The organism is Anaerococcus faecalis (assembly GCF_013371425.1).
In the GTDB taxonomy this organism is placed as follows: Bacteria; Bacillota; Clostridia; order Tissierellales; family Peptoniphilaceae; genus Anaerococcus; species Anaerococcus porci.
The window spans coordinates 1-13,427 of record NZ_JABVBA010000019.1 but is presented as its reverse complement, the minus strand read 5'-3'; the positions used below and the strand labels follow the sequence as shown (position 1 = coordinate 13,427).

General features: G+C 30.9%; 10 protein-coding genes. 9 read left to right on the top strand and 1 reads right to left on the bottom strand.

All coding sequences use genetic code 11. From position 1 onward, the window contains the following. Window positions 1-147: 147 nt before the first annotated feature. Entirely contained in the window at window positions 148-690 is a 543-nt protein-coding gene (locus tag HV819_RS11270) for a cysteine hydrolase family protein (protein ID WP_176270261.1), read from the bottom strand. A gap of 441 nt (window positions 691-1,131) precedes the next feature. Here HV819_RS11270 and HV819_RS11265 point away from each other — a divergent pair, with 441 nt between their 5' ends. From HV819_RS11265 to yihA, 9 genes are all read left to right on the top strand, one after another. Continuing rightward, the gene (locus tag HV819_RS11265) at window positions 1,132-2,874 is read left to right on the top strand and encodes a thiamine pyrophosphate-dependent enzyme (protein ID WP_154540248.1); all 1,743 of its coding nucleotides are present in this window, start codon (window positions 1,132-1,134) and stop codon (window positions 2,872-2,874) included. 735 nt (window positions 2,875-3,609) lie between these two features. After that, a complete protein-coding gene (cdaA, locus tag HV819_RS11260) occupies window positions 3,610-4,428 on the top strand; it encodes a diadenylate cyclase CdaA (protein ID WP_154540250.1) in 819 nt (272 codons plus the stop codon). Then, complete coding sequence (locus tag HV819_RS11255) at window positions 4,421-5,350, top strand: CdaR family protein (RefSeq protein ID WP_154540252.1); 930 nt, start codon at window positions 4,421-4,423, stop codon at window positions 5,348-5,350. Before cdaA ends, HV819_RS11255 begins: the two co-directional genes overlap by 8 nt. 1 nt (window position 5,351) lies before the next feature. Then, window positions 5,352-6,680, top strand: coding sequence for a CCA tRNA nucleotidyltransferase (locus HV819_RS11250; protein ID WP_154540254.1), 1,329 nt, complete (start codon window positions 5,352-5,354; stop codon window positions 6,678-6,680). Between the two features lie 44 nt (window positions 6,681-6,724). Further along, window positions 6,725-8,044, top strand: coding sequence for a trigger factor (tig, locus tag HV819_RS11245; RefSeq protein WP_154540256.1), 1,320 nt, complete (start codon window positions 6,725-6,727; stop codon window positions 8,042-8,044). 34 nt (window positions 8,045-8,078) lie between these two features. Further along, the gene (gene clpP / locus HV819_RS11240) at window positions 8,079-8,666 is read left to right on the top strand and encodes an ATP-dependent Clp endopeptidase proteolytic subunit ClpP (RefSeq protein ID WP_154540258.1); all 588 of its coding nucleotides are present in this window, start codon (window positions 8,079-8,081) and stop codon (window positions 8,664-8,666) included. A 5-nt stretch (window positions 8,667-8,671) separates the two neighbouring features. Beyond that, the gene (clpX, locus tag HV819_RS11235; protein WP_154540260.1) at window positions 8,672-9,880 is read left to right on the top strand and encodes an ATP-dependent Clp protease ATP-binding subunit ClpX; all 1,209 of its coding nucleotides are present in this window, start codon (window positions 8,672-8,674) and stop codon (window positions 9,878-9,880) included. Between the two features lie 42 nt (window positions 9,881-9,922). Further along, the gene (gene lon / locus HV819_RS11230) at window positions 9,923-12,253 is read left to right on the top strand and encodes an endopeptidase La (protein WP_154540262.1); all 2,331 of its coding nucleotides are present in this window, start codon (window positions 9,923-9,925) and stop codon (window positions 12,251-12,253) included. Next, the gene (yihA, locus tag HV819_RS11225) at window positions 12,250-12,837 is read left to right on the top strand and encodes a ribosome biogenesis GTP-binding protein YihA/YsxC (RefSeq protein WP_154540264.1); all 588 of its coding nucleotides are present in this window, start codon (window positions 12,250-12,252) and stop codon (window positions 12,835-12,837) included. The genes lon and yihA overlap by 4 nt, the downstream gene beginning before the upstream one ends. The last annotated feature ends 590 nt before the right edge of the window (window positions 12,838-13,427 follow it).

Sequence of the window (13,427 nt, the reverse complement as noted above, 5' to 3'; positions counted from 1 at the left end):
GATTAATTGTAAAATGTAATTGGGTCATTTGATACCTCCTAGTTTAGTTTTGGCTTGTTAAAAACATTGTACTAGTTTAGGTTTCAAATGACCTTTTTCTTTTTACACAATTATACGGACTCTATCTCAATTTTTATTTTCAAAATTTTATATTAAATTTTCTGTTTTAAGAACTTCTCCATATAGTGGAAAAATTTCATTTATTACAAACTCATGTTGTTTCTCTTTTGGAGCTGATATTGCATCTTCAACAAAATATATCTTGTAGTTTAGTTGATATCCATCTCTTGCAGCTGTATCTATACCTATATGGGTAGAAACTCCTGCAAAAACAAGATTTTCTACATTATGACGTCTTAATTCTAAGTCCAAGTCTGTTCCGAAAAAAGCACTAAAACCTCTTTTTGTAACGAGATAATCGTTTTGTTTGAAATCTAATCTATTATCAATTTGATCAAAACTTTCTTTTAAATCTGAAAGAGATCGTAAGTTCTTATCTGCAGGTAAAATGTCTATATTATCTATAAAAGCAGTTCTAACAAAGGCTATAAAGCCATTTTCTTTTCTGAATTTTTTTATCAAATTGTTAGTATTTGCAATAATTTGTTCTGCCTTATGAGGTTTTAAGTCAACAGCAGTTACTCCTTTTTGCAAATCTATTAATATTAAAGCACTTTTTGAAATATCCATTTTAGTATTCTCCTTCTTAAATAAATTGTAAATAAATGTTCTTTATTTCTTCTTCTAAACAGAACTATACCTGTTTTTTGTTTTGATTTTCAACAAAATATAATAAATTGAAAAAAATTTTTTAATCAGTATAATATTTAAAATAGAATATTATAATTAAAATCATAAAGTATTGTAAAAATCGGATATTTGTTCATTAAAAAAGTTGAGATGTATTAATATTTTAGTAATTGTGCAAGTACTTTAGCGTCTATTTTTATTGTAGTATGTAAGACTATGAGTGAAACTTGATGTGGCTGATAAGTAAGAAAATTATAGATGTATAAAAATTATCGTTTTGCTGCATTAAGAAATAAACTAAATAAAGGAAAAAATGTAAGATTAAATGATTCGTTAATAAAGAATTTAATTTTAGTATTTAAACAGTGAAAGGAGTTTCATATGAAAATTAGTGCCGCTCAAGCTTTGTTAAAAGAATTGGAACGTTGGGGAATTGATCATATTTATGGTATACCTGGAAGTTCTTTAAATGGAATGATGGATGCACTTGAAAAAGAAAAAGATAAGATAAGCTATATACAAGTAAGGCAAGAAGGAGCAGGTGCTATGGCAGCTACTGCTGATTATAAATTTTCTCATAAAATAGGGGTAGCATTCGGTTCAGGCGGGCCTGGTGCTAGCAATATGCTTAATGGACTTTATGATGCAAAGCTTGATAGAGTTCCTATGCTTGCTCTTGTAGCCCAAGGAGATTCTACTTTACAAAATACAAGTGGTTTTCAAGAAACAGAAGTTTTACCTTTGTATGAAAATGTAGGTATCTACAATAGGAAAGCTATGAATGCTAAATCTATTCCTTATATGGTAGAAGATGCAATTAGGGCAGCTTATGAATATAAGGGACCAGCTGTTATAATTTTGCACAATGATTTTATGGAGGAGAAAATTAAATATAAACCACTAAGAACTCCGTTAAATGAATTTCAATCACCTCATTATCCAATAAAGGATGAGCAAATTGACGAGGTTGTTGATTCTCTGTTAAAGGCGGAAAATCCTGTTTTATATCTTGGAGAAGGGGTTAGAGGATATAGAGATTTGGCTGTTGCAGTTTCAGAAAAATTTAATTTACCTACTTTATCATCAGCTCTTTCTACTGGGAATTCTTTCCCAAGTGAGCATAAAAATTATCTTGGTGCTTTTGGTAGACTCGGAACAAAGCCTGCTTTTGAAATAATGCAAAATACTGATTTAGTTTTATATGTTGGTTCAAATTTTCCGTTTGCCAGATATTGGAATAAATCTATAAAATTCATTCAAGTTAATAATTCATATAGAGATTTGGGTAGACAAATGCCTTCAGATTTGTCAATCTTAGCAGACAGTGGAGATTTCTTGAATGCTTTATTAGATAGAAAAGAAACAAGAAAAGAAAGCAAATTTTTACTTGCTGCAAGAGAAAATATGAAAAATTGGAGAGATTGGCTAAGGCAAATTGCTGATAGCGAAGCACCACATTTACTTGGGGAAACAGTAATGCTTGCTATAAAGGATAAACTAGCTAAGGATGATTCCTTGTTTGCTCTTGATGTAGGAAATAATAAGGCTCATGCTATAAGAAATTTACCTTTTAATGAGAACCAAAAGATGATTATGAGCGGTAGATTCGCTACTTTAGGTTATGGTCTACCAGGAGGTATTGCAGGAAAAATTTCATATCCTGATAGGGAAGTTTTCACTATTCAAGGAGATGGTGGCTATGCCATGAATATGCAAGAGATTGTAACTCAAGCAAAATATAATTTACCAATTATTAATATTTTGCTTACAGATTTAAGTTTTGGTTTTATTGAACATTCACAAAAAGAAAATTTAGAATATCCTTTTGGTATAAAGATAGCAGATGCAGATTGGGCAAAGACTGCTGAAGCTATGGGAGCTATAGCTTTTAGTGTAAAAACTAAAGAAGAATTAGATAAAGCTATAGAAGAAGTCAATAAATTACAAGAAAATGGCAATAGCAAACCAATTTTTATTGAAGCTAAGATTCTTTATAGGGATCCAGTTGATACAGGAAATATGAAACTTGATTTCAATAAATATTCAAAGGAAGAGATAGAAAAATTTAAAGAAGAATATAAAATAGATCTTCCTAATTATGAAGATTTGATTAAAAAATATTAAGAAAATAAGAAAATTTTAAATTGAGTTAATAAAAACACTCGAATAAGAAGTGTAAAATTTTATGTGAAAAATAGAACAAAAAAACTTAGTTGAGTCTATCCACAAAGTCAAGATTATTATATTTTGTAGATTAATCTATTTCGATATTTATTAATATTATAGTCTTATATAAATTATAGAAAACCATATTCACTCCTCGATTATATAAACGAGGAGTGAACCTATTAATAGGAGTCAGTTTCTTCTTCGTTTAAGTAAAAAAGACTTTTCGAATCTTTCATATAGTATTTCAAATCTTTTTTGTTAGCTATTATCTTATTCATATTTGATGGATATTTATTCTTTCATTTTTATGATTAGTTTTATATTTGTTATTTTTAAAATTGCTTTCAAGTCTTCTCTGATTCTTTTGTGTTTTTCTTTATCTAATATATTTTTATTAGGAGATACAATTAATTTAGAGTATATATTTCTTTAAAAGTTCTAATTTTAGATTTACTATCTCTAGTTTTTGATACTCTTAGATTTAAAGTACCTATTTTTGTTTTATAAACACGTTTAAAGTTATGCTTTCTTATCTAAATACTCATCTTTTTATTTCTACACAATTAAAGTGGTATCCTATTTTTAATCTTGCAAGATAAAGAATATTTTGCAAGATTTTTTATTTCACTAATTTCTACAAAAAAATACAATTAAGTATATAATAATATTAGGAAGAAAGGGAGGGTATTTATGACTTATGTGGAAAATTTTATATCATTTTTGTCCCTTATTAGGATAACTGATATTATTGATATAGCTTTGATTGCCTTTATTACCTACAAGCTATTTTCACTTTTGAAAAATACTAGGGCTGAACAGGTAATGAAGGGGTTTATTTTTGTCTTATTTTTTGCATCAATAGCTGATATTTTTAATCTTAATACAGTATCTTGGCTTATGAATCAATTTTTTACAGTAGCACTTATTTTTATAATTGTAGTTTTCCAACCAGAGTTAAGATCTGCTCTTGAAAGAATAGGTAGGGGGAAGAATTTTTTTGTAAGTGATTCTTATAATAAAAATGAAAGATCTATAGATGAGCTTGTTTCAGCTATGAGTTCTCTATCTAGGCAAAAAATAGGAGCTCTAGTAGTTCTTGAAAGAAAGGTTGGACTTAATGATATTATTGAAAGTGGAACCAATCTTTCAGCTGAGATATCAAGCGAGCTTTTGATTAATATTTTTATACCTAACACACCACTCCATGATGGAGCAGTTATAATAAGAAATGACATAATTGAGGCTGCAGCTTGCTATCTCCCACTTACTTCGAGCAATACCGTAGCAAAAGAGCTTGGTACAAGGCATAGAGCAGCTATAGGAATTAGTGAGAAAAGCGACTGTGTTGTTGTAGTAGTAAGTGAGGAGACAGGAACTATTTCTCTTGTAGAAAATGGAGTTATTAATAGGTACTTTGATGATGAATCTTTAAAAGATAGGCTTAAGAAAGAGCTAATAGAGGGTGAAGATTCAATATTTGATTTTGGAAAGAGTGATAAAGATGAATAAAAAAAATGATAGAAAGTTAATGATTTTATCCATTCTTGTTGCAATCATAATGTGGGCATTTGTTATGACTTCAACTAATCCATCCTTATCGAAGACTATAAGATCTGTTCCACTTACTATTAAAAACCAAGAACAAATCCAAGAACAAGGTTATGCTATTGTTGGAAAAGATGAGGTTTCTAGTGTAAATGTGAGAGTGGAAGGGGCAAGGTCAGATTTAATAGGACTTTCAAGTGAAGACCTTATAGCAAGTGTTGACTTAGGTTCAGCTAGTGAAGGAATAAAGACTGTAAATGTAAAGGTCAATGGACCGAGTGGGATAAGGGTTGAAAGTATTACTCCTTCAAACATAAATTTTAAGATCGAAAAGATTGTAGAAAAGAAATTACCTGTTGACATAAAGATTGATGATAAGATTAAAGATTCAAAGATTATTGAAGTTGCTGAGCAATCTCCTACAGAAGTTTCTGTAAAGGGACTTAGAAAAAATGTTGATAAGGTAGAAAAAATCTTGCTTAAAGTAAAAGATGAGAAGGTGCTAGATGGAAAAATTCATGACATAGGTATAATACCTGTTGATAAAGATGGAAATCTGGTCGAAAAAGTAGAACTTTCTCAAAATGATGTTTCAATTTCTTTTGATGTTTTAGCAAGTAAGGAAGTTGATGTTAAACTTGATACTGTAGGAAGCCTTCCTAATAATATGCAAATCAAAGAAGAGGATATTAATCCTCAAAAGGTAGTAATAAAGGGAGAGGCGGCTGTAGTTGAAAAAATCAATTCTATTTCTACTAAAAAGATTAACCTATCTGAGATTAGTGATAAGAATTTTGAAAAAAGTGTGGAGCTTGAAATTCCTAATGGGATATCCTTAAATGATAATGATGGTTATGTGAATGTTTCATTTAAAGTAGGAAAGTAAAATGAAAGATTATGAAAAAATCTTAAAAAGACTTGAGGAAAATGACTTTGAGTCCTATCTTGTCGGAGGCTTTGTAAGAGATAAACTTATGGGAAGAGAAATTCACGATGCCGATATTGCTACAAGAGCAAGACCAAAAGACATTATGAAAATATTCTCTGACATGAAACTTATAGATATAGGGAAAAAATTTGGAACTATTAAAGTAATATATAATTCAAAAGAATATGAAATAACAACATTTAGGGGAGAGGCTAAATATAAGGATAGAAGACATCCTGATGAGATTGTTTTTTCTGACAAAATCGAAGATGATCTTAAAAGACGAGACTTTACTATAAATGCGATGGCTGAAAGATTCGGAGAAATTATTGACCTATATAAGGGAAGAGATGACTTGAAATTGAAGGTCATTAAGTCTGTCGGAGATCCATTTGAAAGGATTGAAGAAGATTATCTAAGGAGTATGAGAGCTATTAGATTTGCTACAATTCTTAATTTTAGCATTGATGATGATTTAAAAAAAGCTATAAAAAAAGAAGCAGAGTATATTAATTATATAGCTAAAGAAAGAATTTCTGAGGAGTTCAACAAAATCCTTCTTTCAGATATTCCTTCTTATGGAATTAGACTCTTAGATGAGTGTAATCTTTTAGGTGAAATACTCCCAGAAATAAAGGTTATGGTAGGTTTTAATCAAAAGTCATCTCACCATGACCTTTCTTTGTTTGATCATACAATGAAAGTTTTAGATAATACTCCCAAAAACTTAAAGGTGAGAATGGCAGCCCTTTTTCATGATTCAGGAAAACCTGCTTCTATGTTTATAGATGAAAATGGTGAGGGAAGATTTTTTGGTCATCAAGATATATCAGCACAAATTGTAAAAAAAAGATTGAGAATTTTAAAATATCCCAAAAATTTTATAAAAGATTGTGAAAAACTTGTAGCTCATCATATGGATAATACCAATACATATACTAAAAAGTCAGTAAGAAAATTACTTAGAAAAGTTGGAGATGATAATATCTATGATTTATTTGAGCTTCAATGGGCAGATACAGCCGCAACTGTAAATCCATATATAGAAAATATAAAAAATGCCAAGGTTTTATTAAAGGAAATCTATGCAGAAAATTTACCTACAAAGAAAAAAGACCTAGCAATAGATGGTAGAGATATAATGAATTTGGGCTTTAAAGAAGGTAAGATAATAGGTATCATATTAAATGATGTATATGAATTAGTTTTTAATGAGTTATTAGTAAATAAAAAAAATGAAATTATTAAATATATAAAGAATAACTACATTGAAGTTGATAGAAAATAGTAGTATATTAAAATAATGAGTATGCAGTGTTTTAGGAGGAAATGATGACAGAATTAAAATCACATGAAAATAATATAGCAAAATTTGACCTAACAGTATCAGCAGATGACTTTGCTAAGGCTGTTGACAATGTATATAGAAAAAATAGGTCTAAATACAGGATAGATGGATTTAGAAAAGGAAAAGTGCCTAAAAAAATCATAGAAAAGATGTATGGTCCAGAAGTATTCTATGATGAGGCTATTCAACAAGTTTTCCCTGAACCTTATAACAAGGCTATTGATGAATTAGAGCTTGAAGTAATAGATCAACCATCAGTAGATTTTGACGATATTGAAAAGGGAAAGGATGTAGTATTTAAGATAGAAGTCGAAACAAAACCACATCCAGAACTTGGAGACTATTCAGAGCTTGAAGTTGAAGAAATTCCAACAGAAGTTACAGATAGCGATGTAGAACATGAACTTTCTCACCAACAAGATGAAAATGCGAGAATTATACCTATAGAAGATGGTGAAGCTAAAGAAGGAGATACAGTAAATATTGACTTTGATGGATTTCTTGATGGGGAAAGATTTGAAGGTGGAAAAGCCGAAGGATATGATTTAGTACTTGGATCAAAGTCATTTGTAGATGATTTTGAAAAGCAAGTCGAAGGTCACAAAGTAGGAGATAAATTTGAAGTTAATGTAACCTTCCCAGAAGATTATCAAGCTAAAGAATTCCAAGGCAAAAATGCTAAGTTTGAAGTTGAGATTAATTCGATTTCAAGAAAAGAACTTCCAGAAATTGATGATGAATTCGCAAAAGATATTTCAGAATTTGAAACTTTAGATGAGTTAAAAGAAGACATTAGAAAAAACCTCAAAGATAGAAAAGAAAAAGCAGTAAAAACACAAATTCAAAATGAGGCTATAAGAACCCTTGTTGAAAAATCAGATGTAAAGGCACCAGAAGCATTAATCAAACAAGAGATTGATCTTGAAATGCAAAATCTTGATCAAAGATTACAACAAATGGGTATCTCACTTCAACAATATATTGAAATGACTAAGATGGACCTAGATGCTATAAGAGGCCAATATAGAGCGATTGCTGAAGATAAAGTAAAGTCAAATCTTGTAATGGATGAAGTAGCCATAAAAGAAGGCATTGAAGTTACAGATGAAGAAGTAGAAGAAGAAATTAAAGATGCTGCTAAACAATATGGAGTAGATGATTACGAAAAATTCAAAGAAATCTTCGAAAAAAACATTTCTAGAGCCACAGTTGAAGAAAACATTAAGAGAAGAAAGGCTGTAGAAATTCTAGAAAAAAATGTAAAGTTAGTTCCTAAAAAGGAAGAAGAAAGTAAGGAAGATTAGTAACATAAACTCCAAGAATATAGAAGGAGATTTTATGAACGCAAAAAACTTTTTAGTTCCAACAGTTATAGAGCAAACTAATAGGGGAGAGAGAGCCTATGATATTTATTCAAGACTTCTTAAGGATAGGATTATATTCCTAACAGGACCTGTAGAAGATGGAGTAAGTGATATTATAATAGCTCAATTACTATTTTTAGAAAGCGAAGATCCTAACAAGGATATTCAATTTTATATTAACTCACCAGGTGGAGTTGTTACAGCAGGACTTGCAATTTATGATACCATGAACTATATAAAACCAGATGTATCAACAATTTGTATAGGTCAAGCTGCGTCAATGGGAGCAGTTCTCCTATCATCTGGAGCAAAAGGAAAGAGATTTTCTCTCCCAAATTCAAATATCTTAATCCACCAACCATCAGGCGGGGCTCAAGGACAAGCTAGCGATATACAAATTCAAGCTGAACAAATTTTAAAGATTAAGAAAAGACTTAATAAAATATTGGCTGATAATACTGGTCAATCAATTGATAAGATTCACAAAGATACAGATAGAGACTTTGCTATGGATGCCTATGAGGCTAAAGAATATGGCTTAATAGATGAGGTTATTGAGTAATTAGTATGAGTAGAATGGAATTAGAAGAAAATAGATGTTCCTTTTGTGGGAAAAGGGCTGATGAGGTTGATAGACTAATCGCAGGACCTGATGTATTCATTTGTAATGAATGTATCGAGCTTTGCTCATCTATTATAGAAAGGGAGAATATGGTGGAAAATACCTATTCTGAGCTAGAACTTGCTACACCAAGTGAGATAAAAGACTATCTTGACCAATATGTTATCCAACAAGAAATGGCAAAAAAGACCCTTTCAGTGTCAGTTTATAACCACTATAAGAGAATCAATTCAAATTATGCTCAAGACTCAGATGTTGAGCTTCAAAAGTCAAACATCTTGATGCTTGGACCAACAGGTTCTGGTAAGACCCTTCTTGCCCAAACTTTAGCTAAAAAGCTAAATGTACCATTTGCGATTGCAGATGCAACAAGCCTAACAGAGGCAGGATATGTTGGTGAAGATGTTGAAAATATAATCCTTAAATTGGTACAAGCTGCAGACTATGATATAGAGCTTGCTCAAACAGGAATAATCTATATAGACGAAATTGACAAAATAACTAGAAAAAGTGAGAATCCTTCTATAACTCGTGATGTAAGTGGTGAAGGTGTTCAACAAGCTTTACTTAAATTAATTGAAGGTACAGTAGCCAATGTTCCACCACAAGGCGGCAGAAAACACCCTAGCCAAGAATATATTCAAGTAGACACTACAAATATTTTGTTTATAGTAGGCGGAGCCTTTGATGGTATAAAGGATATTATTAAGCAAAGAACTAGCAAAAAATCTATAGGTTTTGGAGCAGAAGATAGCGAAAATAAGGATATTTCTTTAAATGATGTATCTACAGAAGACCTCCTTAAATATGGACTTATACCAGAATTTATAGGAAGGGTTCCTATAGTAGTATCGCTTGAAGACTTAGATGTAGATAGTCTTGTTAGAATTTTAAAAGAGCCAAAAAACTCCCTAATCAAGCAATACCAAAAGCTTTTTGAATTAGACGGAGTAAAGCTTACTTTTGAAGATGAGGCTATAAAAGAAATAGCAGAAAAAGCTTTCAAGCAAGAAACTGGAGCAAGAGGTCTAAGGACAATACTTGAAGACTTACTTCTTGATGTGATGTTTGATATTCCTTCAAAAACTGATATAAAAGAAGTGATAGTACCAAAAGGTGCAATAAAAGATAATAATAAATTAATATATAAGTAAAGGGAGACGTGGGTGCTCCCTTTTCCAACATAAGGAGTTAAGATGAATCTTATCTATAAAATAGATACAAATGAATATCCTATGGTCCCAGTTAGGGGGTTATGGGCATTTCCTGATACGCTAGTCCACTTTGATTGTCAAAGATCAGTCTCAAAAAAAGCGGTAGAAGATGCACTTTTAAATGAAACAGACATATTCTTGGTAAATCAAAAGGATATCTTAGAAGAAAATCCTAAAAAAGATGATGTATACGACTTTGGTACAGTTGCATCTATAAAACAAACCTTTAACCTTCAAAATGGAGAGCTTAGGGTTCTAATAGAGGCTAAGTCTGTAGCAAAGATTAAGGATATAACAATTAAGGAAGGTTTCTTTAAGGCAGAAGTCGAAGAGTATATTTTTAATGAAGAAGACTTTGAATTAAATCCAACTCTTGAAGCCTTGAATAAGCTTCTTATAGAAGACTTTCAAGCTTATGTTGCAATAGATAACTCTATACCTGCAGAAGTTGTATTCTCTCTTATAGAAGTTGATAACCTTGACAAACTATCAAATCTTATAGCCTACTACCTTCCCTTATCTCCCTCCGAAAATTACAAACTTTTAAAAGAACTTGATATAGAAGAAAAAATGCTAAATCTTCACAAGTTTATCCAAAAGGAAATTGAAATTAAAAATTTATCCAAAAAGATAGACCAAAAGGTGCAAGAATCTATAAATAGGGGTCAAAAGGAATATTATCTAAGAGAAAAACTTGATGCAGTCAAGAAAGAACTTAATGAGGTAATAGGAAAAGACCTAAATGAGGCTGATGGATTTAGGAAAAAAATATCTAAACTTAAAATACCGAAAGAAGACAAGGATATCTTACTTAAAAGTGTAGATAGGCTTGAAATGATACCAGAGATGAGTCCTGACTATGGTGTTATAACTTCATACCTTGACTTTGTTTTGGGACTTCCATGGGCTAAGAAATCAAAAGATAACCTTGATATAGACCATGCTCAAAAAGTACTTAATGAAGATCACTACGGACTTTATGAAGTAAAGGAAAGAATCCTTGAATCTATTGCAGTAAGAAAGAAAAAGGCTAACAACCAGGGCTCTATAATCTGTCTTGCTGGTCCTCCAGGAGTAGGAAAAACATCTATAGCTAAGTCCATAGCTCGTGCCCTAAACCGTAAATTTGTATCAATGAGATTAGGTGGGGTTACAGATGAGTCTGAAATAAGAGGCCATAGAAGAACCTACGTAGGAGCTATGGCGGGTAGAGTTTTATCAAATATCAATAGAGTAAAGGTCAAAAACCCAGTATTCTTGTTAGATGAGATAGATAAGCTTGGATCAGATTTTAGAGGAGATCCATCATCAGCCTTACTAGAAGTATTAGATCCTGAGCAAAATGATAAATTTATAGATCGTTATCTTGATATAGGATTTGACCTATCAGAGGTTTTCTTTATAACAACAGCTAATGATATATCTCAAATTCCCCAAGCACTTATAGATAGACTTGAGATTATTGAAATATCAGGTTATACCCAAAGGGAAAAAGAGGAAATAGCCAAAAGATATCTTATAAAAAAAGAAAAAGAAAACAATGGTCTTAAAGAATATGAGCTTTCAATATCTGATAATGTTATAGAAAAAATTATAAAATCTTATACCAGAGAGGCAGGAGTAAGAAATCTCGAAAGAAATGTAGCAAAAATAGCAAGGCGTGCAGTAAAAGAGATTTTACAAGGAAAAGAAAGGGTACAAGTAAGCCTAAATAACTATCAAAAATACCTTGGTAAGGAAAGATTCTTTGAAGATCAAAGACTTAAAGAAGATAAGGTGGGCGTTGCAAATGGTCTTGCTTGGACACAAGTAGGTGGTACCATCCTTACAATTGAAGTAAATGCTATGGAGGGAAAAGGAAACAATATGTTTACAGGCTCATTGGGAGATGTAATGAAAGAATCGGCTCAAGCAGCTATAACATATCTTAGAGCAAACTCCAAAGATTTTGATATAAACAAGGACTTTTACAAAACAAAGGATATCCATGTTCATGTTCCAGAAGGGGCGACACCAAAAGACGGACCTTCTGCTGGAATTACCATGACTACAGCCATAGCAAGTGCTCTTTCAGATAAAAAGGTAAGAAGCAATCTTGCCATGACAGGAGAGGTTACAATAACAGGAGAAGTTCTACCTATAGGAGGACTCAAAGAAAAAGCTCTTGCAGCCTACTCTTACAATATTACAGAGGTTATAATACCAAAAGATAATATAAAAGATATAGATGATATAGACAAGGATATAAGGGATAAGATAAACTTTATACCTGTCTCCAATGTAAAAGAAGTATTAAGGAAAGCATTAATATGAAGATAAAAAGTGTAAACTTAGACCAAGTGGCAGGATTTCCTAGCCAATTTCCAAAAGATGATTTTGATGAGATTGCCTTTGCAGGCAGGTCTAATGTTGGTAAATCTTCCTTTATAAATTCGTTTTTGGGAAAGAAAAACCTAGCTAAAACTTCATCAAAGCCTGGAAAGACAAAGACTATAAACTTCTACAAGATAAATGACAAATTTAGGCTTGTAGACCTTCCAGGTTATGGTTTTGCAAGGGTAAGCAAAAAGGAAAAGGAAAAGTGGAACAAGCTAATCCACGATTACCTTTATACAAGAGAAAACCTAAAAGAAGTTTTTCTTTTAGTTGATATAAGACATGCTCCAACAAAACAAGATATGCAAATGTATGATTGGATAATAGATTCTGGATTTACAGGTTTTGTTATAGCAACCAAATACGACAAGATTCCTAAAACACACCTTAAAAAACATATCAAAGAGCTTACAAAAACCCTAAACATAGATGATGAAGGTCTTGTATTTGCTTATTCATCTCTTACAGGACATAATAATGATGTTTTACTTGAACAAGTTGGAGTAATAATAGATAGTTAATTTAGCGATTTCAGATTGTATACAATAGATAAAATTTTAAAATTCTATCTACTTTATTTACACTCCAAGAGAGGTTATTGCAAAATTATGAATTTATATAGTTCCATCATTACAAGTTATTCATAGACAATTTGAGAATAGCCTGTAGGTTTATTAAGGTCAAATTGTTGTAATAATGATCTTGAAACTATTAATTCATTCTGCAGCAGCCTCTTTTTTGTGAAGAAATTTATAAGTTTTTTATTAGAAATTAGTCACATGAATTTATCTTCAAAAATTCGGGGATATTGGCTAAGAAATTTTCAAAAGATTATAATTATATATGGATATTTTTAATAATTTAACACATTTGATATTATTGACAATTAGATAATAAAATAAATCTTTGTACTTTTGAAATGAAAAGAATATGGAAATTTCTAGCCTGAAATCTTTCTACTAATACTAAAACCTAATTAAAAGTGTATAATAAGAATATGAAAAAGATAATAGATGAAAAAACAAAAAAAGAAATTTATGAGCTTGAAAAAGCCAGAAAAAATACAAACAATAAAAAAGAAGAAGTTAGACTAAAAGCAATGATTTTAAAA

Excerpts from the sequence above, each read along its gene's own strand:
- tig (WP_154540256.1), top strand. The coding sequence starts at position 6,725 with ATGACAGAATTAAAATCACATGAAAATAATATAGCAAAATTTGACCTA.
- clpP (WP_154540258.1), top strand. The coding sequence starts at position 8,079 with ATGAACGCAAAAAACTTTTTAGTTCCAACAGTTATAGAGCAAACTAAT.
- HV819_RS11255 (WP_154540252.1), top strand. The coding sequence starts at position 4,421 with ATGAATAAAAAAAATGATAGAAAGTTAATGATTTTATCCATTCTTGTT.
- HV819_RS11265 (WP_154540248.1), top strand. The coding sequence starts at position 1,132 with ATGAAAATTAGTGCCGCTCAAGCTTTGTTAAAAGAATTGGAACGTTGG.
- HV819_RS11250 (WP_154540254.1), top strand. The coding sequence starts at position 5,352 with ATGAAAGATTATGAAAAAATCTTAAAAAGACTTGAGGAAAATGACTTT.
- HV819_RS11270 (WP_176270261.1), bottom strand. The coding sequence starts at position 690 with ATGGATATTTCAAAAAGTGCTTTAATATTAATAGATTTGCAAAAAGGA.
- yihA (WP_154540264.1), top strand. The coding sequence starts at position 12,250 with ATGAAGATAAAAAGTGTAAACTTAGACCAAGTGGCAGGATTTCCTAGC.
- lon (WP_154540262.1), top strand. The coding sequence starts at position 9,923 with ATGAATCTTATCTATAAAATAGATACAAATGAATATCCTATGGTCCCA.
- clpX (WP_154540260.1), top strand. The coding sequence starts at position 8,672 with ATGAGTAGAATGGAATTAGAAGAAAATAGATGTTCCTTTTGTGGGAAA.
- cdaA (WP_154540250.1), top strand. The coding sequence starts at position 3,610 with ATGACTTATGTGGAAAATTTTATATCATTTTTGTCCCTTATTAGGATA.